We start from the raw sequence: 23,878 nt of genomic DNA, 5'->3' as shown, positions 1-23,878 counted from the left end.
CGCAGGCTCAGGCCGCCTTTCGGACAGGTGCTGCGCCCAGACCCCGGGCATACCACCCGGCCGCGAGCAAAATCATCACGCCGCCCAGCCACTGCGTCGGGTGCAGCACGATGCCGAACGCCAGAAAGTCCACCGCCACGGCCACCACGGGGTAGACGAAGCCGAACACCGCCAGACTCGACGTCGATGCTTTCTGAAACGCCCCGTAGAGCAACAAATACATGAACGTCGTGTGGAAAAGGCCCAGCGTGACGATGGCGCCGACCTCGCGCGGTGCCGACGGCAAATGGTGGAAGTCCGCCATCCAGACAAAAACGACCGCGCCGATGACCATGTGCAGCGCGGCAATGATCTCGGGACGAATCGTCCCGGCCAGCTTCTTGGTGAAAAGCGTGGTCGCGGCGTAAAGCGACGCAGCGGCCAGCGCACTCGCCACACCGATCAGGTAACCCGCGCCATGCACGCCCCCCGGCTCGGCCAGGATCACCAGCCCGGCGAACGCCACACCCAGACAGCCGAGCGTGGCCAGCGACGGCCGCTCGCGCGTGACGATCACGCTGGCGAGCACCAGCAGAAACGGCTGGACGTTATAGACGACGGTCGTAATACCGACCGAGGTCAACCGGTAAGCCGTAAACAGGAAGTACCAGTTCGAGACGAGCGTGATGGCCCCAAGCGTCACGTTCACCACCTGCCAGCGCGTCATGCGCAATCCGCGCCAGTAACCGCGAAGCGCACACCAGCCGCACAGGCTGAGCGCACCGATCAGGCAGCGGAAAAACACCACATTGAGCGCGGGCTGGCCCGACATCAGCACGAAGTAGCCGATCGTGCCGGAGATCACCATCGCCGCGATCATCAGCAAACGCCCAAGGCGTTCATCGGCTTGCGGGTTCGGTGTAACGGAGGATGGCATCGGGGCAGGGGGCGAAGCTTGGCTCATCGGGGGACGACTTCTCTTGTTTCGACGCGTTATCGCTGTAATTTTGATTCGATTATTGCGCGTCTTGTTGTGAATTCAATTAACAGAACCGAGGTTCGAACTTCCTCGGCCCAAACGAAACACGCGCTCGTCCGGCGACTGTCGCCATTGAGCGCGTGGATTTCACGGGCCGGGGCCCGGCATATCGATCGGATTGCCAGTGATATCAGGCGGCGCAGGTGCAGGAATTCGCTTCACGCGCTGCCCGACGGCCAGCCAGCCACTTGCGAAGCAGGCGCATCACCGGAAAGCGACGGGAGACTTCGCGCTCCAGTTCGGCCTCGGCCGTCTCGTCGGCAGATACCCAGTAACGGCGTCCCGGCTCGACGGCCAGACGCTGCCCCGGCGTGAGCCAGTAATCGCGCGGATCGCCAGCACGTGTCACCCAGACCGACGAGCCACGTGCGACGAGCGTATGCTCATGGTGCAGATCGAGCGTGATCACTTCGCCCGGGCGAAGACCGTAGAAGTACTGAACCTTTGTCAAATTGTTTTGCATTTTACGACCCCCACTCAGTGCGAGACAATGACTGAATCATAGGGACTGGCGGGCGCCGTACCAAACGACATATTTTCACGGCCTTGCGAATAGAGCTCACATGGACCTTCGGAGACTTCCCAACCTGAGCGCCTTGCGCGCCTTCGAGGCGGCTGCCCGCCTGGAGAGCTTTTCCCGTGCGGCGGAAGAGTTGTTCGTCACGCACGGCGCGATCAGCCATCAGATTCGCGCGCTGGAGCAGGAGCTGGGCACCACGCTGTTCGCCCGCAACGGCAAGCGCATCAGCATCACACCGGCGGGACGTCAGTACGCCGCGTCGATCCGCGCCGCCCTCACCGACATTGCGCAGGCCACGCGCAAGCTGCAAGCGGGCACGCGCAGCGAGCGGCGTCTGGTGCTCACCACCATGCCGTCGTTCGCCAGTCGCTGGCTGACGCCGCGCATCGGCCGCTTCATCGATCGACATCCGGAACTGGAAGTGGAGTTGCGATGCAGCGCACAACTGACCGATTTCGAGCGCGACGATGTCGACGTCGCCCTGCGCATGGGTAAGGGCAACTGGCCGGGGCTGCATATCGAGAAGGTGCTCGACGACGTCTTCTTCCCCGCGTGCAGTCCGTCCTATAACGACGGCAAGCTGCCGCAGAGCGCCGACGAATTTCGCCACAGCACGCTGCTGCGCTCGCAAGATGAGCCGTGGGCCCCGTGGTTCGCGTGCGCAGGCTTCGATATCCCCGAGCCGATGCAAGGAATGATGTACGAGGATTCCGGCATGCTCTCGCAGGCCGCCATTGTCGGTCAGGGGGTGGCGCTGGTGCGTCGTTCGCTCGCGGTCGGCGACATCATGGCGGGACGCCTCGTGCGGCTGTCCGACGTCGATACACCTTGCGAATGGGATTACTTCTTCGTGTGTCCGCTGGGTGCGCTGGAGACGAAACGCGTACAGGCGTTCAGAACGTGGTTTCTGGAGGAAGTCGCGGCGTTCGAGCTGGTGAAGGACACACGGCGGCGTCCGACGCAGCCGAGTCGCGCTGCGCTGGCGGCCGGGATGGCCGCGACGGCTGGCGAAATGGGAGAAATGGCGACCGATGCCCAACTGGGTCTCGATCCGGCGAAGCTGCCCGACGACGGTGCGCCGACGCATGCCTGATCATTCAGGTTCAGGCCGGAAATGCCGGAGAGTTTGATCGGTGGACGCGCGCCCGAGGCACCCTCAGGCGCGCATCGATACTGCGTCGCTTACAGCACCACCTTCACCATCGGATGCGCCGTCAGCTTGCGGTAGATGTCGTCGAGGTGCGCCTGCGAATGCGCGCGCACCGTGACGGTCAGACCGAGATACTTGCCCGTGCTGGACGGACGCATTTCCACGGTCGCCGCGTCGAACTGCGCATCGAACTCGCGCAGCAACTCCACGATGGCCTGCGCAAAGCCGTCCTGCGCATGCCCCATCACCTTGATGGGGAAGTCGCACGGAAACTCGATCAGGCTCTTCTTCTCTTCCGTCATAGTGCCTCCTTGGCGCGTTGATACGCCGCATAAAGCGCGCGGAAGACGGGACCCGGCTTGCCGTCGCCCACCGGCTTGCCGTCGAGCGAGACAACGGCCAGCACTTCCTTCGTGGCAGACGTAATCAGCAGTTCGTCGGCGTCGCGCACTTCCGCTTCGCTCACCGCACGCTCCTCGAACGCGATACCGCATTCCTGCGCGAACGATTCGAGCGCGCCGTAGCGAATGCCTTCGAGAATCCGATTATCACGCTGCGGCGCGGCCATTGCACCGTGCTTGATCACCCACACGTTGCTCGACGACGCTTCGGTCAGCAGCCCGTCGCGGAACTGGATCGTCTCCTGCACCTCGTGATCGGCCGCGTATTGCGCCATCAGCACGTTGCCCAGCAGCGACGTCGACTTGATGTGGCAGTTCAGCCAGCGACGGTCTTCATGCGTGACCGCGCCGACGCCCTGCTCCACCTTCTCGCGGCTCGGCAGCGTAAGCGGCGTGGCGATGCCGAACACGGTCGGCGTGATGTCCTTCGGGAACGTGTGCTGACGCGGCGCGACACCGCGCGTGACCTGCACGTAGACGCTGTGCGGATCGGCCGAACACGTGGCCGACAGACGCGCGAAGAGCGCCTCCCATTCGGCACGCGTGTACGGGTTTGCGATGCGGATTTCCGCGAGACTGCGCTCAAGGCGGTCGAGATGCTGCGCAAGACGGAACGGCTTGCCATGGTAGACCGGCACGACTTCGTAGATCCCGTCCCCGAAGAGGAAACCTCGGTCGAGGACGGAAATCTTCGCGTCGGCAAGCGCAATCAGTTCGCCATTGAGCCAGACGGTGGGGTTGTTCATGATGCGGATGGCTTCCCGGTTACTTCTTCACGAACATCAGACGCAGGGCGTCCCATGCACGGCCGATGAAGCTGGCCTGCGCCACGTCGGCCAGCGCCACGACCGGGAATTCGGCCAGTTGCTTGCCATCGGCCATGACCTTGACGGTGCCGACCTGCGCGCCGTTGGCGATCGGTGCAATCAGCGGCTCGCGCAGTTCGAGCTGCGGCTTGATCTTGTCGGCCATGCCCTTGGGCACGGTGATGAAGGTGTCCTTCTTCACGCCGATCTTCAGCTCACTGTCCTTGCCCTTCCAGACCTTGGGCGTGGCCACGACCTGATTCGCACCGTACACGCGCAGCGTGTCGAAGTTCTGATAGCCGTAGTTCAGCGCCGAGAGGCTGTCCTGCACGCGCGCGCGTTCGGTCGGCTCGCCCACAACCACCGACAACACACGACGGTTCACGCCCGCTGCGCCCGGCAACGGACGCGACGCCGTCGACACGAGGCAGTAGCCCGCTTCCTTGGTGTGGCCGGTCTTCAGGCCATCGACCGTCGGGTCGAGCGACAGCAGACGGTTACGGTTCGGCTGGCGGATGTTGTTGTACGTGAAGCTCTTCTCCGAGTAAATCTTGTAGTACTCGGGGAAGTCCTGAATCATGTGCGTCGACAGCGTGGCGATGTCGGCGACCGTCGTGTAGTGCTGCGGGTCGGTCAGACCGTCGACGTTCGTGTAATGGGTGTTCTTCAGACCCATGCGCTGCGCAGCGCGGTTCATCAGCTCGACGAAGCCCGGCTGCGAGCCGCCGACGAGTTCGGCCAGCGCGATGGAGGCGTCGTTACCTGACTGGATGATCATGCCCGAGACCAGATCGCGCACCGAGACCGGCTTGCCGGCTTCAATGAACATACGCGATTCGTCACGACCCACCTTGCGAACCGACTCGCCCGGAATGACGGTCTGGTCCATCGAGATGCGCTTGTCGCGAAGGGCTTCGAAGACCAGATACGTCGTCATGATCTTCGTGAGCGAAGCCGGCTCCACGCGGGCATCCGGGTCACCGGCGGCGAGCACCTGACCGCTGGTGACGTCGACAATCGTCCACGCCTTGGCCGACATCGGCGGCGGCGGAATCTGTTGAGCACGAGCGGGAAGCGTAGCAAGCGAGCCACAAGCGACAATCGCCGCGGCGGCGGCGGCACGGGACAGCGAAGCGTTGAATTTCATTGGCGATGAGAAAAACGAAGTGAGCGAAGCAAAACTCAGAGGCATCTGCGCTTGAAGGCGCCGTGCAACCCACGCTTTGGCGAGCGCGGCACGGCGAAGAAGACGGCGGCACCGGAGCGCCGGAGCCATGCCGTCCGGAGAAATAGACCCGACACGGCACGACAAGGTTCAGAGGCGAATTATACCCGTCGCCATCCGACGTCCCCAGCGAAGCAGGTCGCTGTCAGACGAAACGGCCCGAAATTCGGGCCAGATGTATCAATGACGCCACGCATCGACCACGATCTGTTTCAGCAGCGGTAACAGGCCGTGGAAAAAGTGTTCGCCACCGGGGATTACCACGACGGGCAAGGTTTGCGGACGCGCCCAGTCCAGCACCGATTGCAGCGGAACCGTGTCGTCCTTCTCGCCGTGGATGACGAGCGTGTCGGCAGGCACCGTGGCCACGTCCCAGTTGCTTGCAGCCGTGCCGACGAACACCAGACGTTGGGCAGGCGTGCCTGCGGCTTCGAGCGCCTTGGCCACGTGCGAAAGCACGAACGTGCCGAAAGAGAAGCCCGCGAGTGCGAGCGGTTGGGTTTCCCATCCCGGCTGCTGACGCATCCAGGCGATGACGGCCATCAGGTCGTCGCGCTCGCCGATGCCTTTGTCGTGTTCGCCTTCGCTCTTACCCACGCCACGGAAGTTCGGACGCACCACGGCGTAACCGAGCTGGACGAAAGCACGCGCGAGCGTTTGCGCCACCTTGTTGTCGAGCGAGCCGCCGAACAGCGGATGCGGATGCGCGACGAGGGTGATGCCGCGCAGATTTTCCGACCCACCGGCCGGGCGGTCGATAGCGATTTCGATGGCGCCGACCGGGCCGTCGATGGTGAAGCGTTCAGTCTGAGCGTTCATGAGCGAAGTAGGTCTGGAGTGCGAAGCCGCATGCATGCGTCGACAATGCGGCCGGTCAGTCGATCAGTCGATCAGCAGGCGCTCGACGATCTCGCCTTTCGCCAGGTGCTTCTCGACGATTTCGTCGATATCGGTCTCGTCGATATACGTGTACCAGGTCCCTTCGGGATAGATCACGACGACCGGCCCCAGCTCGCAGCGGTCCAGGCATCCGGCCTTGTTCACACGCACCTGACCGGGACCGGCCAGACCGAGTTGCTTGACCTTCTTCTTGGCGTATTCCTGCATCGACTGCGCGTTGCAGTTCGCGCACGACGGACGGTCGGCGCCCGCTTCGCGCTGGTTGAGACAGAAGAACACGTGATGCTTGTAGTACTGCGACTGGGTGGTGGCCATGTCGGTGCTTTTATGTGGGGGAATGGGCAACGTAACGACGTGTTGCGGGCATTCTAACCGACCTGCTCAGGCATTGCGGACGGCCCCGGCGGGCGCACTCAGCGCCCGGCACCGAAGAGATGAGGAAATGAAGATTCCGGGACAGCCGGACACCGATCAGCGAAGACGCCGCTGCACCGCCATGAACAAGGCACAGAAGGCAGCCAGACATGCGAAGCCGAAGAATACGTTCACACACGAGAGCACCAGTGCCTGTTGCGACGCGAGATTGCCCACCCACGCCGACGCCATGTGCGCCGCCGTCGTCGCATCGACACTTGCGCCGAACGTCTGCTGCGCCTGCGAGACGGCCGCGTTGTAGGCCGGGTTCAGCGGCGTCATCGCGGGCGTCAGTTGATGCATGAAGACGGCCTGACGGTCCTGCATGAGTACGGCCATGACGGACACCGACATCGAACTCACCAACTGACGCACGATGTTCTTCGTCTGATAGCCATGCTGGAAGACGTACTCGTCCATGCCGCGAAACGTCATCTCGGCAATCGGAATCATCGCGAACACGCCGCCAAGACCGCTCAGCACCATCGGCAGAATCAGCCACTGACTCGACACGCCTTGATAGCTCTGCGACAGCAAGAACGCGTAGCCGAGCAGGCACAGATAGCCGAGCAGCACGAACGGTTTGAGCTTCACGAACTTCGGGCGCGCCATCGTGTAAATCACGGCCACGACGAGACTCGTCACCGACGCCACCGCTTGCAAATATCCCGTGTGCTCGACGCTCCAGTTCAGCCCCTGCTGCATATAGATCGGGAACAGGTAAGACGTCGAATACGAGAAGAAGTAGTACACCGCGTACCCGCCCAGCCCGAGTACATACACGGGGTTGCGCACGAGCACGCGGAAGTCGATCAGCGGCTTGTGATGCGAGTACTGATGCCACATATAGCCGATGGCGCAGATCGCCCCGACCAGACAGAGTTCGAGCAGATGCAGCGGGCTGGAGAAGAAGTCGAAGCGCGAGCGCTGCATCATGACTTCGACAAACAGCACGCCCGCCGCGAAGAACACGATGCCGCGCATTTCGAATTCACCTTCGTCGCGCAGACGTTCGCGAAAATCCGGAATGACGAGCCACGACGCCAGTGCCCCGGCGAGCGCAATCGGCACGACGGCGAAGAACACCGACGACCACAGGAAATGATCGACGAGATAGCTCGCCAGCAAGGGCGCGGAGATCTGCGCACCGAAGAAGCCATAGGTGAAGAACAGCAGCGCACGCAGCCGCAGTTCGGGCGCGAAACACAGGTTGATCAGAATGCGGCTCGCCGTGAACAGCGACCCCGCCCCGAGTCCGAGCACAAAGCGCGCCACAGCAAGCTCCACCGGGTTGTGTGCCATGCCACACAGCCATGCGCCGAAAGCCATGAGCGTGAGCGCACCGGTCAGAAACGCGCGATAGCCCAGACGCGACGCGAGCCAGCGTTGCTTGAGAATGACGAGAATGCCGGCGACGGCGTAGAGCGTAGAAACGAAGGCGTACTCTTCCGGGGCTGCGCCGACGCCGCCCGCGATATGCGACGACGCGAACACGAACATGCCGTTCTCCAGCATCTCGATGCCGGTGGCCGCCGCGATCACAGCCATCAGCACGCGCTGCCGTGTCTTGTGCGCAAACATCAATCCCCAGGTACTCATCTTCGCTCCCCAATGAAAACCGCCCGGGATCTGCCTGTAGATGCCGGGCGGTCGTGGCGCACCCAGTGTCAGTACGCCTTACATGAGAGTTTAGGAGTCGAGGGTGGCCTCACCAATGGGCAGACGGCCAATACGCTATTTCCAATTTGGAAACAATGGCGCGGGGAAATCAACCGAAAACGCTTACCGGACGGGCCTTGACGGACATTTCGCCGTTCCGGCGGGTGCATCGACGCGCCTGCAAAAAATGCCGAATTTCCGGGCGCGCGTCGGCGTCAGTCCGGCTTGCCTCCGCGACGCGCCGGACCGCGATGGCTCGGGTCGAACATCGCGAGTAGGTAGATCAGCACGAGATACGGCCAAGTCCATGCGAGCCAGCGAGCCAGCACGTTGAAGTGCACGTACTGCCCCTGACGCCATGACTGAAGCGCCGCCTCGTAGTAGGGATTCGCAGGCAGAAGATTGACGAAGACGAGCAGGACGACCAGCGCCGCGAGCGCAACGGCGCCCCGCAGAAAACGCGGCCCGCGCCCGGCGACGATCAGCACGAGCGCGCCGACGACCAATCCGTAAATTGCGCCTGCGGTCACCCAGTCGAACGCCTGCGAAGGCGAGAACTGCCATGCGGCCGCAATCGCCTTGATCGCGAAAGCGCTGATGAACATCGCGCACAGCAGCGGCACACGCGGTGCCGTGCGACGCATGGCCAGCGTCGCGAGCAACCCCGCGAGAATCGTGCCGCTCGCCGTCACGACCGTCTCCCACAGGGCGTGGCTCGCAACGGCATCCAGCGCCGACAGATAGTCCTGCAATTCCCCGAGCTTCGGCACCCAGTCGAGGACCAGATCGGTGATATCCGGGTCCTGCCAGAGCCAGATTTGCCGGACAAGGTCGCCGTCGCCAAAGAGAAACTGCTGCGGGTACGCCTGCGCCCACGGCCACAGCGCCAGCAACACGAGCAGCAGGCTCGCATGACGCTCGAACCACGCGAAGCGCAAATGACGGAGCCATCCGCGATCGAGCAACGGGCTGGTGAGCGGTACGGCAATCGCACCGCCAATGAGCGCGCCCAGCGCATTCGTCGCGAGATCGACATTCGACGCCACGCGCGTGGGTAGATACGTCTGCAACGCCTCCATGCCGCATGAGAGCAGCGTGCCCAGCACGAACGCCGCGAACACCGCGCGCGTGCCGCGCCATGCCGGATGCAACGCCCATACGGTCAGCACACCCAGTGGGATGTAGCCCAGCACGTTGGTGACGACATCGAACATCGTCATCCAACGGGGCAGCGGCGCGAACAGGTAGTCGAACGGCCCGACCGCCGCCCGCTGAAACTCAAACGGATAAAGGCTGGCGTAGGCCATCAGCAGAATCAGGCACAGCAGCGCCTGACGCGTAAGCGGAGAAGCGCGTCGTTGCCAGGGTTTGACTTCTTGCTCGGGCATCGGCGAGACGACCCGCTATCGCGACGGCGCCGAAGCGCTCACCGGCGACGAACCTGCCGAAGACGTGGCGGGCAACGCACGCGACTGCGCAGGCGCACGCGTTGTTGCCGAAGGGGTCGGCACACGTCCGGCGAGCCACTGGATCAACTGCTTCTGCACCGCATCGCTCGCAGTGGCCAGCGCACGCGCGCCACCGGCAGCATCCGCCGTGGCGGCGGGGGCTTGGGAGCGCAACGTCGTCTGCGCAAGCAGCTTCGGCCCGTCGAACAGCGTCGCACGGACCTGCACCACGCCATGACTGGCCGACGTGCTGTCGAAGTACTGCGCGAACTCTTCAAGCTCGACGCGCAGCGCGGGGGCCGCCGCCGGGTCGCCCGCGGCGAGCACCGCACGGTCGACGGACAGTGCCGCACGCAGACGATCGCCAAAGAGCCTCGCGGGCGACGCAAGCCAGCGGCTGTTCGCATACACGCGCGCCTGATCGCCCTCGCTGGCGGGCAAGCGGTAATAGATCATGTCCGAGTCGAGCCAGCTCGGTGCGCTAACCACGACCTTGAGCGGCGACAGTTGCTGCGCACCGGTGGCCGCGACATCCGCGGCGGGGGCGTTGGCACCGGCAGCACCATTCGCACCGGCCACAGCCGACGCAGGAATCGTCGGCGGACCAAGATCGAAGCGCGCCAATGCACCCGACGGTGTCGGTGCGGCGCATCCGGCGACCAGCGCCGCGGTCCCGAGCGCGGCCCCAATACCGAACAGCCACGTGACGAAACCGCTCTTACCGTTATTCATCTCGATATCCCCTTGCGTGACGGTGTCGCGCATCATTGACCTGCCCCGGCCCCACTCGGCCACGCGAAACCGGCTTCACCCGGCCCCGGCGGCGGCGGCGACGTGCCGAAGAGCAATGCGCGCGGATTGCGGTTGATCGTCTCTGCGGCTTGCCCCACCGCCTGCGACGTGAAGCGCAGATCGTCCGACAGACGATTCAGACGCGGCAGCGCTTCCTGTTGCAGCGAACCTTCGAACGTCTGCATCGTGCCCTGGAACGCCGCAAGGCTCGATGCCGCCTGATCCGCCGCCCGTCCCACGCTATCCAGATTACGCACCAGCGGTCCCTGCGGATCCGTCAGTTGATTCGTCAGACGATGCGCCCCAGCGAGCGTTCCATTCAGTTCGCGCACGGTTTCCGGCAGTTGTTTGGTAACCGGTTCGAGTTGCGTCGCCACACGGTTCACGCTCTGGGCGGCGGTCTTCACACTATTGATCGAATCGACGATCGCCTGCCGATTCTCGGGATCGAGCAACTTGTTGACCGACGACGTCGCTTCCTCTAGCTGGTGCACGAGATTGTTGCCACGCCGCTGAAGCTCGTCGACGAAGCTCGGACGCAAACGCAATTGCGCGACCTGTGTCTCGGACGAAGACAGCAACGTGCGGTCATGCCCATCGTCATCGAGTTGCACGAAGGCCAGCCCCGTCACGCCCTGATAACTGAGCGTGGCGAACGTCGACTTGGTCATCGGCGTGCCTTCGTTCACGAGGATGCGAATCAGGATCTGACCCGGCGTGCGGGGATCAAACTTGATCGACTCGACCTTGCCGACGCCCAGACCGCGATAACGCACGGCCGACTCCGGATTGAGGCCCGTCACGTTGGTGCGCGAGACCAGGTCGTAAGGCACACGAACGCGGTTGTCGCGATTGAACCAGTACACCGAAGCGGCGACGGCAGCGAGCAATGCCAGTGTGAAGAGGCCCGCCATGAAAGCGTGCGATTTATTTTCCATCGTCGAGTAACTCCGAAATCTTGGCGCGCCGTGCCGCAGGCAAAGCCAGCAACGCGCGTCTACCGCGCTCACCGAGGAAGAAGCTGTGAATGAACGGGTGATCGACACGCACCACATCTTCGACCGGCGCGTTCACGAGCACCTTGCGATCGGCCAGCACCGCCACACGGGTCGCCAGCATCATCACCGTGTCGAGATCGTGGGTGACCATTACGACCGTCAGGCCGAGCGAGCGGTGAAGGCCACGCACCATGTCCACGAACTCGTCCGACGCCTGCGGATCGAGCCCGGCCGTCGGTTCGTCGAGGAACAGCAGCTCCGGCTCCAGTGCGATGGCGCGCGCAATGCCGACACGTTTGATCATGCCGCCCGACAATTCCGACGGCATGCGATTGGCCATGCGCCCCGACAACCCGACCATCTCCAGCTTGTACATCACCACATCGCGAATCAAATCTTCCGAGAGTGTATGCAGCTCGCGCAGCGGTTGCGCGATGTTGTCGAACACCGTCATCGCGGAAAACAGCGCGCCGCGCTGAAACAACATGCCCGAGCGACGGCGCAGCAGATGCGCCGTGCGCCGGTCGATCATCGTGATGTCGTGTCCGAAGATGCTGATATGGCCGCTGGTTGGCCCTTCGAGACCGATGATCTGCCGAATCAGCGTGGTCTTGCCCGACCCCGACCCGCCGACCAGCGCAATGATCTCGCTTTGACGCACGGTGAGGTCCAGATGTTCGTGAATCGTGTGTGTGCCGTAGCGCTTCGTGAGATCGCGAACTTCGATGACCGGCTCGGCTTCGCCCGGTAACGTCGACGACACCGGCGGGCACCCGGCCGACGCGCCGAACAGCACATCGCTCTGGGCCAGCGGCGACGAGACCGCAGCGGTGTTGGCAGTATCGCGCACGATAGGTTCGCTCATCAGCCGATCCCCACGTTGCGAAAGAGGATGGCGAAGACGGCATCCGCCAGAATCACCACGGTGATCGACGTGACGACTGATTGTGTCGTGCCCTCGCCAAGGCTTTGTGTGTTGGGTTTAACGCGCATGCCGAAGTGACATGCCACCAACGCAATCAGCATGCCGAAGACGACGCCCTTCCCCAGACCGATCCACAAGTTCGCAATACGAACGGCATTGGGCAGCGTCGTGAAGAAATAATGCAGTCCGATGCCGAGTTCGTACTTCGCGGCGATGGCGCCGCCGAGCAGCGCGACAATGTTCGTCCACATCACGAGCAACGGCATGGCGATGGCCAGCGCGATGACCTTCGGCAACACGAGTCGCAAACCGTGCGGGATGTCCATCACGCGCATGGCATCCAGTTCTTCGGTCACGCGCATCACACCCAGTTGCGCCGTGATCGCCGACCCTGAGCGCCCCGCGACGAGAATCGCGGAAAGCACTGGCCCCAATTCCCGGATCACCGACAGGCCGAGAATATTGACGATAAACGTACTTGCCCCATACAACTTCAGTTGTTGAGCTGACAGATAGGACAGAACGATGCCGATCAGGAACGCGACCATCGCTGTAATGCCGAGTGCCTTCGCCCCGGCACTGTAGATGTTCGCTGACATCTCCAGCCATGGCGCGCGCGACGGATGGCGAACGACACGGCCGAGGTCGATCACGAATCGACCGAACATCGAGACGCCGTCGCGCAGATGCTCTCCAAGGGTGAAGAGCGAATAGCCCAGTTGGCTCACGGGATCGACGCGGCGCTTCGGTACAGGACTCTGACGCGTGCGGTCGAATTCGGCCAGGTGATCGAACAGCGCGCGCTGTGTGGCGGTCAGCGCGATACGCTGAGGGTACTTGCGTTGCCAGTAACGCCAAAGGGCTTGCGCGCCAACGTGATCGAGGCGCTCCACACAAGTGAGGTCCCACGCCAGCTCGCCGTGAGGCAACGCACGCACCAGCCCGATGAGCGTCTTCTTGCGCTGAGAAAGCGCCAACGCCGTCCACAGACCGCGCAGCATGACCACCGGGCCTTGCGCCGAGGTGGTCAGCTCGAGAGTGGGTACGGCATCGAGGTTCAAAACTGGGGATCTCCTGACAACAAACTCGCCGAAATCCGGCATGGATCCGGCAAAATGCGCGGCAAAACGCGGTCATTGTACGGTACAGGCGCGGCCATACGATGGCAACCCGGCAGCGGCTGAAAACCTGCCGGAATTGTCCGACGCGCGCCTCGGATAATGCCGAAATACGGCCTTCGACGCAGGACAGACCGGCGCGGCGCCAACCTCGCCGCTACAATAGCAGCCATGAATAACGCCGCACCTTCTTCGCCCACCGCTCCGCTCGACGCCATGGCGTCCGGTTCGCCGGAAAGCCGCGCCAGCGCGGGCGCAACGTCCGTCCACGACACCGCCGCGCGTCAGCTCGACGGTGAGCGCATTCGCTCGCGTCTGGCGGCGGTGTGCCGCGACTGGCGGATCGAAGTCGTGGACACCACGGGCTCCACCAATCTCGACCTGCTCGCGCGCCTTCGTGAAGACCCTTCGTCTGCGCCGATGGTTCGCGCCGCCATACATCAGACCGCCGGTCGCGGCCAACGCGGGCGCGCATGGCAGAGCTTGCCGGGCGACAGCCTGACGTTCTCTCTGGCTTATGTAATGTCCGGTGGTCCGGCACAACTGGCCGGATTGTCGCTGGCAACAGGCGTCGCGGTCGTAGAGGGATTGTCGGATCTGCCGGTATCCGCCCCGCAGGCGCTCGGCCTCAAATGGCCCAACGACGTCCTGCTGCGCGGCGGCAAGCTCGCGGGCATTCTGATCGAGACGGTCCCGGCAGGGCCGGGGCGCATCGGCGTCGTCATCGGCATTGGCGTCAATCTTCGTCATGCGGGCGATGTGGCGACGCGCATCGACAGCGCGGCGGTTCAGAGCGCAACGGCAGCCGCGCCCAGCACCGCCACGCAAGCGGTCCCTGCCACGCCGCCCGCTGCGCTCGAATCGGTCCTCGTGGATCCGGATATGTCGTCGGTCCTCGTCGCCTTGGTTCAGCGACTTGCGGCTATGCTGGCGCGTTTCGACGCGCAGCGCTTCGACGCGTTCCGCGAAGACTGGGAAGCGATGCACGCCTACGGCGGATCGTCGATTCGTGTGATCGAACACGGACGCGACGTGTTGCACGGTGTAGCACTCGGCGTCGATTCGCAGGGCTGTCTGCGTGTCGCGACGACCGAAGGCGAGCGCACAATCGCCAGCGGCGAAGTCTCGGTGCGGTTGCTCGATCCGTCTACCGCAGCGACGCTTCCCGGAACGCAGGGAGGCCGCTGATGTCCGCGCCCCGTAAAGCGTCGTCAGCATCACCGAGATCTGCAAGTATGCAGGGCACGGACGGCATGCCTGCCGCATCGAGCGGCAGCGTCAATGGCAGTGCTGCCCCATGGCTGTTGGTCGACGCAGGGAACAGCCGCATCAAGTGGGCATTGGCACCGGCTGTACGACCGGCAAATTGGCGCGCCGCATCGCCGTCTTTCCTCGCCAGCGGCGCGGTAGATCACGCCGAGTGGCGCACGCTAGCCACACAAATTCGCGCAGGCTGGTCGGCACTGGAGGCGGATGCTTCTTCAACACCAGATGCTGATGGCAACGGGAGCCAGACCGAAGGTCGGCACTTCGCTCCCAACGCTGCGCCGCTCGCCATCGGGCAGGGCGGGCAGCACGACGGATTCATCTGCCCGGCACCCGCTGGCGTCTGGCTCACCAATGTCGCGGGCGATGCCGCCGAACAGGCCGTCCGTATGACGTTGCAGACGTTGTGGGGCATGGCGTCGTCCGACTGGCTTCAGGTACTGCGCGCGAGCGACGCGCGGGCGGGCGTGCGCAACGGCTATCACACGCCTTCGCAGCTCGGCAGCGACCGCTGGGCCAGCCTGATCGGTGCGCATGCCGCATGGCCGGGCGAACACCTCCTGATCGTGACACTGGGTACTGCCACGACCATCGAAGCGTTGCGCGGCGATGGCGACTATCTCGGTGGGCTGATTGCCCCGGGCCCAGCCCTGATGCTGCAATCGCTCGCGCAGGGCACCGCGCAGTTGCCAACGCTCGACGCCACGATGCCTTCGGGTGGCCAGGCATTCGCACGCAGCACGGCCGAGGCCATTCTTCGCGGATGCGCTGCCGCTCAGGCCGGTCTCGTCGAACGCAGCTACGCACAGCTCGAAGCACAGCTCGGCGCACCCGTGCGCTGCGTGCTTTCCGGCGGGGCGCGTCATGCGCTCGCACAAACGCTCGTACTGCCCTTTACCGAGCACGATCAGCTCGTGCCGACAGGACTCTATGAAGTCGCGTTACACGCGGCTAAATCGTCGGCGGCAATCGCCCCCGAGCCCCATACCCCGGCAGAGGTTTCACGCGATGCCGGACAAGCACGAGGAGGCGTTTGAGATGTTGCGCGCGTTGTTGCTCGTCATGTTTCTCGCGGCAAACGCAGCATTTGCGGCCGTGCAGTTGGGCTGGCTGAAATGGCGTGACGTGCTGCCGGAAACCGGCCGCGAACCGGCTCGCGTCAAGACGCAACTCGACCCCACGCACATCCGGCTGACGGGCGCGGACATCAGTGGCGGGGCACCGGCACGTGCTTCGGCGGTGGTGGCAGAAGCGCCGGACAACGCAAGCGGAAATGCCGCGTCTCCTGACGCCGCCGCATCATCCGCAGCCGCAACGGCTGCGACTCAGGCGGTGGCTGCGGCTACGCCAAGCGTCGTCGCGAGCGATGCCAGCACGGCTCAGGCGGCCGCAGTCGCCGCAACGTCTTCTTGCCTCGATATCGGCCCGTTTGCCGCAAACGACGCACAACAGGCGCGCGGCCTGCTGCTCGCCGCGCTGCCCGCCGGTCAGGGCGACATCCAGTCGGTCGCTGTCGACAAGCGTTACTGGGTGCATCTCGATCCGGCGCCGAACAAGGCCGCTGCGGACAAACAGGTGGCGCAATTGCGCTCGGCAGGCGTGACCGAATACTTCCTGCTCAACGACGAAGGTTCGAATATCGTTGTCTCGCTCGGGCTGTTCAACGACAAGGATCGCGCGACGCGTCTGATGGCGACCGCACAAAAGAAAGGCCTGACGCCGCAATTGAGCGAAAGGCCGAATGCCAAGAGCCGGATCATCTACCGCATTGCCGGTATCAATGCGAACGCGGCAACGCAGGTGCGTGGCGTCGTCACGCAGCAATGGTCGGCACAACTGGTGAAAGCATGTCCGGCACCGGCGGGAAGTCCACCCGCCGGAGTGCATTAGCAGGCCTCCGCTCGCCGTTCGTCAGCTCGTCAGCCCGTCAACTCACCCGCTTCAAGTCAACGACAGCCCGCACAACGCCGGTTTGCGTACCACGTGCGTTCTTGACGACGGGCGACACCCACGGGGCCAGCCCCGTAGCTTCCGGTGCATCGACGAGACCCAGCGCTTTGAGGACGGCTACCGCTGCGGTGTAAAGCGCACGCATGTTGCCGTCGACCACCTTGATGGCGATGCCCAGGCCAGCGGAGCGAACACCGATGGTCTGCACACCGTCAGCGCCGATCTTCGCCACCCAGTCGCCGGGCGCCATGCGCATGAACGCAAGGTCGTTGCGTGCAGTCCCCGACACCATCTCCGGCTGCTGCGTCATCGCGTCGAACAGCGTCGAGAGCGCCGCGTCGTCACTCGCCGCGAGACGCGCGTAGGCCGCTGCCAGCTTGTCGAGCGGCAACGCGTAGTTCGGTGCGGAGCAACCGTCGATGCCCAGCGGCAGCGCATCGCCCGCAACGCCGACAACGTCGCCCACACGTGCGCGAATGCGCTGCTGCAACGGGTGTGAGGGATCGAGATAGGTGTCGAGAGGCAAGCCGTGTTGCGCGCAGTACGCGAGGAAGCCCGCGTGTTTGCCCGAGCAGTTATGGTGCAGCGGTGTCGGTTTCAGATCGGCGGGTGCACGTTTGCCTGTGGCGGAATAAAACGTCGGCACGTGACATCCGCACTGCAAGTGATGTTCGTCGCACCCGGCTTTGCTCAACAGGCTTTTCACCCCGTCGACGTGAAATGACTCGCCGGAATGGCTCGCGCACAGCAACGCTAGCTCGGGTTGTGTCAGACCGAAGTGCGCCACGCCGTCGCCTTCCACGAAAGGCAGTGCCTGAAACGGCTTTAGCGTAGAGCGCGAGAACGTGAGGAACGACGGATCGCCTGCGGCATAGCGCAAGCGCCCTTGCGCGTCGACGACAGCGACCGAACCATAATGGATGCACTCGACGGTATCGACACCGTTGGCGCCGCGCGTGACTTCAACGAGAGGGGCGAGACTCATGATTGGGCCCGCACTTTCTTGAGCAGCGACGTCGTCGAGCGCTGATGTTCGAACGGAATGGCCACTGCCTTGCCGCCCCAGCCGCGCACCAGCGCAGACTCGGGCAGCTTGTCCATGTCGTAATCGCCCCCCTTCACCAGAATGTCGGGGCGCACCGCTGCGATCAGCGCTTCGGGCGTCGTTTCACCGAACGTCACCACATAGTCGACGCTTTGCAACGCCGCGAGCAAGGCCGCACGATCATTCTCGTTGTTGATGGGGCGATCGTCGCCCTTACCCAGGGTGCGCACCGAAGCGTCCGTATTCACGCCGACGATCAGACATTCGCCGAGCGCGCGCGCTTGCGCCAGATAGGTCACATGACCACGATGCAGAATGTCGAAGACGCCATTGGTGAACACCAGCGGGTGCGGCAGCGTCGGCGCCAGCGCGGCCAGCGCTTCGCGCGAGAGGATCTTGGCCTCGAAATCGGCCGGAGGAATGACTTGGGGAGTTGACATGACGCTCGATCGAAGTGGACGCGCTATTCGCGAAGATGGCCACTATTGTCCCACGAGCCCTACCGCCCCAAACAAAAAAGGGGCCGAAGCCCCTTTCTTGCTGATACCGCAAAGTCTACCTGCGTTTTCGATTACGCAGACGCCGCGACGGCCGGTGCTGGTGCGGTCACGGCCGCGAGGCGGACCGTGATTTCCTTGCGGTAACGGTTCAGGTCCTGCGCCGTCGCGAACGTGCGCTCGAACAGCAGCGACATGTTGTGCAGAATGCGCTCGACCACCTTCTTTTCCCAGCTGTCGTCGAACTTGATTTGCTCGTCGAGCCAGTGTTCGAGCCATTCCGGCTCCGGCAGACGCGACTGCACCGTATCGTTCGGGAACAGTTCCTTGTTCACGTGCAGATTGGTCGGGTGCAGCGGCTTTTCCGTGCGACGCGCTGCAGCCATCAACACGCCGATCTTCGCGAACGCAGCACGCGCGTTGTCGCCGAAGGTCGTCATGGCCTTCTTCATGTAGCGCAGGTAGGCGCCGCCATGACGCGCTTCGTCGCGCGAAATGACTTCATAGATGTGCTTGATGACCGGCTCGGTGTGCCATTCGGCAGCACGGCGATACCAATGGTTCAGGCGGATTTCGCCGCAGAAGTGCAGCATCAGCGTCTCAAGCGGCGGTGCCGGGTCGAACGGGAAACGCACAGCGTGCAGCTCGGCTTCGGTCGGCACGAGTTCCGGGCGGAAGCGGCGCAGGTACTCCATGAGCACCAGCGAATGCTTCTGCTCTTCGAAGAACCACACGCTCATGAAGGCGGAGAAATCGCTGTCGTCACGGTTGTCGCGCAGGAACATCTCGGTAGCCGGCAGCGCCGCCCATTCCGTGATGGCATTCATCTTGATGGTGCGCGCCTGATCGTCGGTGAGTTGGCTTGCGTCGAATTTGTCCCACGGAATGTCCTTCTCCATGTTCCAACGCACTGCCTCCAGCGACTTGTACAGTTCGGGATACAGCATTTCGGTCATTTCAATTACCCCCAAGGTCGCGAGACCTTACACCAGGACTCAAGATAGTATTGTGAAAGTTTACGCCGAATTTCGACAGACAAAACGGTGAGCGGGTCTCGGTCGGCCCCCGCCGTCCGGTTCCACGTCTTGAACCCTGCCGTCGCATAAGGACGGCGATTTCACGCCTGTTCACGCCTGTTAACTGGCCGCATCCTGGCAAAATGGCTTAGAGCGACCCCACTAAAATATGGGCAAACTCTTGAATCATAACATAATTCCCTTTTATTACCGTGACGTTTGACACTCACGTGACGGTAATGCGTCGTAATTTTGACGCCTGTCAAATTGTCACGCAAACCTCCTAAGCTGAGGAGGCAATAGACTTCCCAACACGCACCTACTGAAAGACTGTTGCACGCGGTCGATGATTACCCTGCCCCGGTCGTCCGGCGGTCGACTTCGGGCGAGGTGTCAGGGTATGTCCTTGTGCCACGGGCCTGCGCAGGTGGCGTCCCATGGTCTACGCTGAAAACAATCGTTCCGAATTTGCGACGATATCGCCTCAGGGCGGCCCGGCAACCGCCGCTCGCCACGCGTCACTTTGAGGATAGTTCTCAGTCGCAATTACGCAACATGTATCACGGGCAGACGCACCGGCAGAACGAGCCGGGCGCCGCCAATGGGCCGACCGACTCGACTTAATCCTTGATCCCTTCAACGATAGGGAGCCGAGCATGGCACTTCGAGCACATCGGGCAAACCGGGCGCACGCAGTTCATCGTCCCCACTTTGCCGCTTGGTTGCGCACCGCCTGTTTTTTGATGGCAGTGGCGGCAGCGCCTGGCGCTCTGGCGTTCGACGCCGGACAACTCGCCTCGCAGGAAATCCCGTCCGCGCATCTCGTCGGGCAGGGATCGTTCTCGCGAATGGGCTTCCATCTATACGACGCAGCCCTCTTCTCCGGCGCCAACCACCTCAGCGCCAACTGGAGCACGCATCCGCTCGTGCTCGACGTGCGCTACGCGCGAAGTTTCAAGTCCCACACGCTTGTACAACGCAGCCTCATCGAGATGAGCAAGCTGCAATTGGGGACCGACGACGAGCGCCAGCACTGGGCCGAAGAACTTGCGCGCATCTTGCCCGACGTCTCGGCAGGGCAGCACCTCACCGGCGTCTTCCGGCCGGGTGACGGCACACGCTTCTTCTCGGACGGCAAGCTCATCGGTCAGATCGCAGGCGACGCCTTCGGACGCGCATTCTTCGCCATCTGGCTGGACCCGCGCACCAGCGCGCCCGACCTTCGCGCGGAACTGATCAGCGACGTCCGCTGAGCCCGCGCCCGGACACGCGTGCCTATGGACATCGATCACGCCGCCGCGCTCACGCGCCTGACCCACTACTTCGAGACGTTGACGCGCCAGAGCGTCGGGAATCTGGGGGAGTTCTACACCCCCAACGTCTACGTTAAGACACCGCTGCACGAAGTCCGCAGCGCGGCCGAAGTCGCGTCGCTGCTCATGCATCTGTTCGAGCGCCTCGACGTGCCGCGCTTCGAAGTCACGGCGCAACTGCTCCAGCACAACCAGGCGGTACTCGTCTGGAACCTCCACTTTCACGCCAAACGCTGGCTCGACGACGAACAAATCATCCATGGCGCGTCGCATCTTCGGCTCGCGGTCGATGGTCGTGTCGCCTATCAGCGGGACTATTGGGATGCGACTGAAGACGTCTATCTCAAACTCCCGTTTCTGGGACGTTTGATACGTTGGCTGCGTGAGCGCATGTTTCTTTGAGCCGCCACCGCCCTGCATAGAGCAGTTTTCTTCAATACACCGCGCAAGCCTCCACCTACAGTCGGAACCTCACACACGCCGTCATCTGGCGGACGTGGATTTGTGAACTTGTTCGCAATAAGGATTCCGATGACCGTTTTCTATTCAATGGCCGCGTTCGCGCTGGCAGCCTCCATCACGCCCGGCCCCGTGAACGTCGTAGCGCTCGGCGCGGGCGCGCGCTATGGGCTCATGCCGAGTTTGCGTCACGTGACGGGCGCGACCGTCGGCTTCGTCGCGCTGCTCGTCGCAGTGGGTTTCGGCGTGTACGAACTACTGCAACGCGTACCGGGACTCCTGCATGCGATTCAATGGTTCGGCGTGGCCTTCCTGCTATACATGGCGTACAAGCTCGCCGTCGACAACGGTGAACTCGGCGACGCCAGCACGCAACGCGGCCCGACCCTGTCGCACGGTGCCGTCATGCAGTGGCTCAACCCGAAAGCGTGGCTCGCGGCGCTCGCGGGCATGGGCGCTTACACAGGCGGAGAGCCCACACGCATCTGGCAATTCGCCGCGATCTACTTCGTCATTTGCTGGTTGTCGGTCGGATGTTGGGCGGCGGCGGGCGCGATGCTGCGGCATCACATGCGCGATCCGAAGCGCGTGCGACGACTCAATCGCGTGATGGCCGTGCTGCTGGCGGGAAGTGCCGTGTATCTGGTCGCGGCGGGATGAGGCAGTGGGATGTAGCGGTGGGATGACCCTCAGGCCACACGCGACTCGCGATAATGCCCTGGCGTCGCGGCGAGAAACTGCTTGAACGTGCGCTGGAAATGCGCCTGATCGGCAAAGCCCGCATCGAGCGCGACTTCGGCGATGGCATGTCCGCGCCGCAGACGCGCCCGCGCGTACTGAATGCGCTGATTCATGAGAAACGCGTGCGGCGTGAGGCCGAACTGCGCGCGAAATGCCCGCGTGAGATACGACGCCGACAAGCCTGCCGCCGCACTGATCTGTGCGAGCGTCAACGCTTCGCAGCAATGCGCGCGAATGAAGTCGGCGGCGTCGCGCAGTTTGTGCGAGTCGTCGTGCATCGGCTTCGGGGCGGGATTCAACCGCTCGTGCACATCGATGAAAAACTGTTGCACGACGCTCTCGCGCTCCAGCCGATCGCGCGACGCGTCGGTGCAAACGTCGTAAAGCCGGTTCAGCCCGTCATACAGCGCGGGGTCGGTCGACGACATCGGGTCGAAAAGCTGCAGATCCTGCCCGTGCGCAAACCCCAGTTCGCGTTGAAGATCGCCCAACCACGTCGTGTCGACGAATAGCATGCGATAGGCCCATGCCTCGTCGCCGATGGGATTGCACGCGTGTACCGCGTCGGGGTTCATCACGACGACGCTGCCGCGCCCCACCGTCTCACGCGCGTGTCCATTCAGATAGGTACTGCGACCGCCCGTCACCGCGCCGATGGAAAACGTCTCGTGACTGTGCAGCGCGTAGCACACGCGTCGCCCGTCGAGCACTTCGCGGGCTTCGATGAACGGTAATGCCGGGTCGCGCCAGAACGTCGACGGATAGGGGCATGCGACAGCGGAACGGGACGATTTCGACATACGCGCGACTCAGTGAAGACCGCAATGATAGCGGGACGTGGGAGACGTGGCGTCCATGCGCCTCATGCCGCCGGTTTTCCGGTACCCGCCACGGTATCGGTATCGATCGACAGCGGTGAGTTGGCCGGTGGCGCGGCGCCGCCGACCGCGCCGGCTTCGACGTCGTCGAGCGGGCTCGTGCCATCGGCTTCGGCCACCAGCCACGCGGCAATCGCGTCGCGCTGCGCGTACGCATCCGCTTCGCCGAGCGCGATCAGCTCCTGCGTGTAGGACGCCTCGAAAAGCAAGTAACTCGCAAACGCCGCACCCCGCTCGGCATCCGCGCCGATCGCGCCCAGCATTGTGCGAACGGCGCGCGGCAGTTGCTTCAGATGTCGTGCCGCAATCGGCTCCAGACGCTGGCTCGGGGAAATCAGCAGCGTCTCGATGGGACGCCATCCGCTTGACTCGCGCTGTGCCTCCGGCACGTATCGCAGCACATTGTTGATGTGTTGCAGACGCTCCAGATCCGCCGACAACCCGTCGATGAACACGCTCGCCAGCGCCTGCCCGCCGATCTGCGCGAGGCTCGGATAACCGCCGATGCGCTCGCCGCTGCTATCGAGTCCGTACTGTCCGTGCGACGCCCCGATGATCAGCACACGCGAAGCCCCCAGATGAATCGGCGGACTGAGCGGCGCGATCTGACGCATCGAGCCGTCGCCGAAATACTCGGGCTGTCCGTCGAGATCGAGTTCGATGGCCGGAAAGAGGAACGGGATCGCGCTCGATGCCAGCAGGTGCTCGATGGTCAGCGGCACAGCGCGTGCGAGCCGTAACGAGCGCTTCCACGCCTGAATCGGCTCGGCGCTTTGGTAGAAGGTGACGTGCTTGCCCGAGGAGTACGACAACGCGGTCACCGACAACGCTTCGAGCGCACCGGAGGCGAAAACGTCCGGTAACCGGTCCAGACGAATCGCTTGGCGCAGCATATCCGCCAGCGGGGACCAGTCGAACAACGAGCGCGGCGAGCGACGCAAGGCCCAGCCGAGAGAGAGGGCAGCGAGCCAGCGAGCACCGGTGCCCGCCATGCCCAGCGAATCGGCGCGAAACACCTGACCGGCGTGGAACTGACGCCAGACGGCGTCGAGCTTCATGACGCAGTGCTGGAAATCGTCTGCATGCGAAGCAAGTGCAGCGGCATTGATCGCGCCCGCCGACGTCCCGCAGACAATCGGAAACGGGATCGCCCGCCGCGACGGCAAGACCTCGCGTTGTATCGCGGCAATCGCCGCGAGCACGCCGACCTGATACGCGGCGCGTGCGCCTCCGCCCATCAGGACGAGACCGGTACGTTCGCCTGAGATCATGGGGGCCCTCCTCTGCCTTCGCTGTCGTTATTCTTCCCCCGCCGTCAGCCGTCCGGACATGCGACCGA

General features: G+C 63.5%; 25 protein-coding genes. 7 read left to right on the top strand and 18 right to left on the bottom strand.

Annotated elements, in window-relative coordinates:
• Positions 1 to 7: 7 nt before the first annotated feature.
• Positions 8 to 943, bottom strand: a complete 936-nt coding sequence (locus PAN31117_RS01235; protein ID WP_150736592.1) for a DMT family transporter — start codon at positions 941 to 943, stop codon at positions 8 to 10.
• A 205-nt stretch (positions 944 to 1,148) separates the two neighbouring features.
• Positions 1,149 to 1,481, bottom strand: coding sequence for a DUF2917 domain-containing protein (locus PAN31117_RS01230; RefSeq protein ID WP_150575328.1), 333 nt, complete (start codon positions 1,479 to 1,481; stop codon positions 1,149 to 1,151).
• 100 nt (positions 1,482 to 1,581) lie between these two features.
• On the opposite strand from PAN31117_RS01230, the gene PAN31117_RS01225 reads away from it, so the two are divergent.
• Positions 1,582 to 2,631, top strand: a complete 1,050-nt coding sequence (locus PAN31117_RS01225) for a transcriptional regulator GcvA (RefSeq protein WP_150736591.1) — start codon at positions 1,582 to 1,584, stop codon at positions 2,629 to 2,631.
• A gap of 89 nt (positions 2,632 to 2,720) precedes the next feature.
• On the opposite strand, the gene PAN31117_RS01220 is transcribed toward PAN31117_RS01225, so the two are convergent.
• The 11 genes from PAN31117_RS01220 to PAN31117_RS01170 all read right to left on the bottom strand — a co-directional run bounded on the left by PAN31117_RS01220 (position 2,721) and on the right by PAN31117_RS01170 (position 13,317).
• Positions 2,721 to 2,990, bottom strand: a complete 270-nt coding sequence (locus PAN31117_RS01220; RefSeq protein WP_150736590.1) for an HP0495 family protein — start codon at positions 2,988 to 2,990, stop codon at positions 2,721 to 2,723.
• The gene (locus PAN31117_RS01215; protein ID WP_150736589.1) at positions 2,987 to 3,835 is read right to left on the bottom strand and encodes a D-amino acid aminotransferase; all 849 of its coding nucleotides are present in this window, start codon (positions 3,833 to 3,835) and stop codon (positions 2,987 to 2,989) included. The genes PAN31117_RS01220 and PAN31117_RS01215 overlap by 4 nt, the downstream gene beginning before the upstream one ends.
• Before the next feature lie 19 nt (positions 3,836 to 3,854).
• Entirely contained in the window at positions 3,855 to 5,171 is a 1,317-nt protein-coding gene (locus tag PAN31117_RS01210; protein ID WP_442417687.1) for a D-alanyl-D-alanine carboxypeptidase family protein, read from the bottom strand.
• Positions 5,172 to 5,300: 129 nt separating this feature from the next.
• Complete coding sequence (locus PAN31117_RS01205; protein WP_150736588.1) at positions 5,301 to 5,939, bottom strand: alpha/beta hydrolase; 639 nt, start codon at positions 5,937 to 5,939, stop codon at positions 5,301 to 5,303.
• Between the two features lie 63 nt (positions 5,940 to 6,002).
• The gene (locus PAN31117_RS01200) at positions 6,003 to 6,335 is read right to left on the bottom strand and encodes a (2Fe-2S) ferredoxin domain-containing protein (RefSeq protein WP_150736587.1); all 333 of its coding nucleotides are present in this window, start codon (positions 6,333 to 6,335) and stop codon (positions 6,003 to 6,005) included.
• Positions 6,336 to 6,491: 156 nt separating this feature from the next.
• On the bottom strand, positions 6,492 to 8,033 hold the full coding sequence (locus PAN31117_RS01195) for an MFS transporter (RefSeq protein ID WP_150736586.1): 1,542 nt from the start codon (positions 8,031 to 8,033) through the stop codon (positions 6,492 to 6,494).
• Between the two features lie 275 nt (positions 8,034 to 8,308).
• Positions 8,309 to 9,481 (bottom strand): VanZ family protein, encoded by a 1,173-nt coding sequence (locus PAN31117_RS01190; protein ID WP_150736585.1) that lies wholly within the window; start codon positions 9,479 to 9,481, stop codon positions 8,309 to 8,311.
• A gap of 15 nt (positions 9,482 to 9,496) precedes the next feature.
• Positions 9,497 to 10,309 (bottom strand): ABC-type transport auxiliary lipoprotein family protein, encoded by an 813-nt coding sequence (locus PAN31117_RS01185; protein WP_246188862.1) that lies wholly within the window; start codon positions 10,307 to 10,309, stop codon positions 9,497 to 9,499.
• Entirely contained in the window at positions 10,306 to 11,271 is a 966-nt protein-coding gene (locus PAN31117_RS01180) for an MlaD family protein (RefSeq protein ID WP_150736584.1), read from the bottom strand. The genes PAN31117_RS01185 and PAN31117_RS01180 overlap by 4 nt, the downstream gene beginning before the upstream one ends.
• On the bottom strand, positions 11,261 to 12,196 hold the full coding sequence (locus tag PAN31117_RS01175) for an ABC transporter ATP-binding protein (RefSeq protein ID WP_246188861.1): 936 nt from the start codon (positions 12,194 to 12,196) through the stop codon (positions 11,261 to 11,263). Before PAN31117_RS01175 ends, PAN31117_RS01180 begins: the two co-directional genes overlap by 11 nt.
• Entirely contained in the window at positions 12,196 to 13,317 is a 1,122-nt protein-coding gene (locus PAN31117_RS01170) for an MlaE family ABC transporter permease (protein ID WP_370855708.1), read from the bottom strand. Before PAN31117_RS01170 ends, PAN31117_RS01175 begins: the two co-directional genes overlap by 1 nt.
• A 228-nt stretch (positions 13,318 to 13,545) precedes the next feature.
• On the opposite strand from PAN31117_RS01170, the gene PAN31117_RS01165 reads away from it, so the two are divergent.
• The 3 genes from PAN31117_RS01165 to PAN31117_RS01155 are packed head-to-tail and all read left to right on the top strand — an operon-like array spanning position 13,546 to position 16,530.
• Complete coding sequence (locus PAN31117_RS01165) at positions 13,546 to 14,562, top strand: biotin--[acetyl-CoA-carboxylase] ligase (RefSeq protein ID WP_174990750.1); 1,017 nt, start codon at positions 13,546 to 13,548, stop codon at positions 14,560 to 14,562.
• A 47-nt stretch (positions 14,563 to 14,609) separates the two neighbouring features.
• Positions 14,610 to 15,677, top strand: a complete 1,068-nt coding sequence (locus PAN31117_RS01160; RefSeq protein ID WP_174990748.1) for a type III pantothenate kinase — start codon at positions 14,610 to 14,612, stop codon at positions 15,675 to 15,677.
• Positions 15,649 to 16,530, top strand: a complete 882-nt coding sequence (locus PAN31117_RS01155) for an SPOR domain-containing protein (protein ID WP_174990746.1) — start codon at positions 15,649 to 15,651, stop codon at positions 16,528 to 16,530. Before PAN31117_RS01160 ends, PAN31117_RS01155 begins: the two co-directional genes overlap by 29 nt.
• Before the next feature lie 37 nt (positions 16,531 to 16,567).
• Here the strand turns inward: PAN31117_RS01155 and PAN31117_RS01150 are convergent, their stop codons facing one another.
• The 3 genes from PAN31117_RS01150 to PAN31117_RS01140 all read right to left on the bottom strand — a co-directional run bounded on the left by PAN31117_RS01150 (position 16,568) and on the right by PAN31117_RS01140 (position 19,079).
• Entirely contained in the window at positions 16,568 to 17,575 is a 1,008-nt protein-coding gene (locus tag PAN31117_RS01150) for an asparaginase (protein ID WP_150736580.1), read from the bottom strand.
• Complete coding sequence (rfaE2, locus tag PAN31117_RS01145; RefSeq protein ID WP_150736579.1) at positions 17,572 to 18,075, bottom strand: D-glycero-beta-D-manno-heptose 1-phosphate adenylyltransferase; 504 nt, start codon at positions 18,073 to 18,075, stop codon at positions 17,572 to 17,574. Before rfaE2 ends, PAN31117_RS01150 begins: the two co-directional genes overlap by 4 nt.
• 131 nt (positions 18,076 to 18,206) lie before the next feature.
• The gene (locus PAN31117_RS01140) at positions 18,207 to 19,079 is read right to left on the bottom strand and encodes a ferritin family protein (RefSeq protein WP_174555920.1); all 873 of its coding nucleotides are present in this window, start codon (positions 19,077 to 19,079) and stop codon (positions 18,207 to 18,209) included.
• A gap of 812 nt (positions 19,080 to 19,891) precedes the next feature.
• Here PAN31117_RS01140 and PAN31117_RS01135 point away from each other — a divergent pair.
• The 3 genes from PAN31117_RS01135 to PAN31117_RS01125 all read left to right on the top strand — a co-directional run bounded on the left by PAN31117_RS01135 (position 19,892) and on the right by PAN31117_RS01125 (position 21,580).
• Positions 19,892 to 20,401 carry a chalcone isomerase family protein gene (locus PAN31117_RS01135; RefSeq protein ID WP_174990744.1) on the top strand — a complete coding sequence of 170 codons (510 nt, stop codon included), beginning with the start codon at positions 19,892 to 19,894 and terminating at the stop codon, positions 20,399 to 20,401.
• Between the two features lie 24 nt (positions 20,402 to 20,425).
• Positions 20,426 to 20,863 carry a nuclear transport factor 2 family protein gene (locus PAN31117_RS01130; RefSeq protein WP_150736577.1) on the top strand — a complete coding sequence of 146 codons (438 nt, stop codon included), beginning with the start codon at positions 20,426 to 20,428 and terminating at the stop codon, positions 20,861 to 20,863.
• A gap of 129 nt (positions 20,864 to 20,992) precedes the next feature.
• The gene (locus tag PAN31117_RS01125) at positions 20,993 to 21,580 is read left to right on the top strand and encodes a LysE family translocator (RefSeq protein ID WP_150736576.1); all 588 of its coding nucleotides are present in this window, start codon (positions 20,993 to 20,995) and stop codon (positions 21,578 to 21,580) included.
• A 29-nt stretch (positions 21,581 to 21,609) separates the two neighbouring features.
• On the opposite strand, the gene PAN31117_RS01120 is transcribed toward PAN31117_RS01125, so the two are convergent.
• Together PAN31117_RS01120 and PAN31117_RS01115 are read right to left on the bottom strand one after the other, a co-directional pair.
• On the bottom strand, positions 21,610 to 22,461 hold the full coding sequence (locus PAN31117_RS01120) for an AraC family transcriptional regulator (protein ID WP_150736575.1): 852 nt from the start codon (positions 22,459 to 22,461) through the stop codon (positions 21,610 to 21,612).
• A 62-nt stretch (positions 22,462 to 22,523) separates the two neighbouring features.
• Complete coding sequence (locus PAN31117_RS01115; protein ID WP_150736574.1) at positions 22,524 to 23,810, bottom strand: patatin-like phospholipase family protein; 1,287 nt, start codon at positions 23,808 to 23,810, stop codon at positions 22,524 to 22,526.
• Positions 23,811 to 23,878 lie beyond the last annotated feature (68 nt).

It is taken from the genome of Pandoraea anapnoica (assembly GCF_902459765.1).
GTDB classification, from domain to species: domain Bacteria; phylum Pseudomonadota; class Gammaproteobacteria; order Burkholderiales; family Burkholderiaceae; genus Pandoraea; species Pandoraea anapnoica.
The sequence above is the reverse complement of the archived record's forward strand: the minus strand, read 5'-3'. Positions and strand labels throughout refer to the sequence as shown.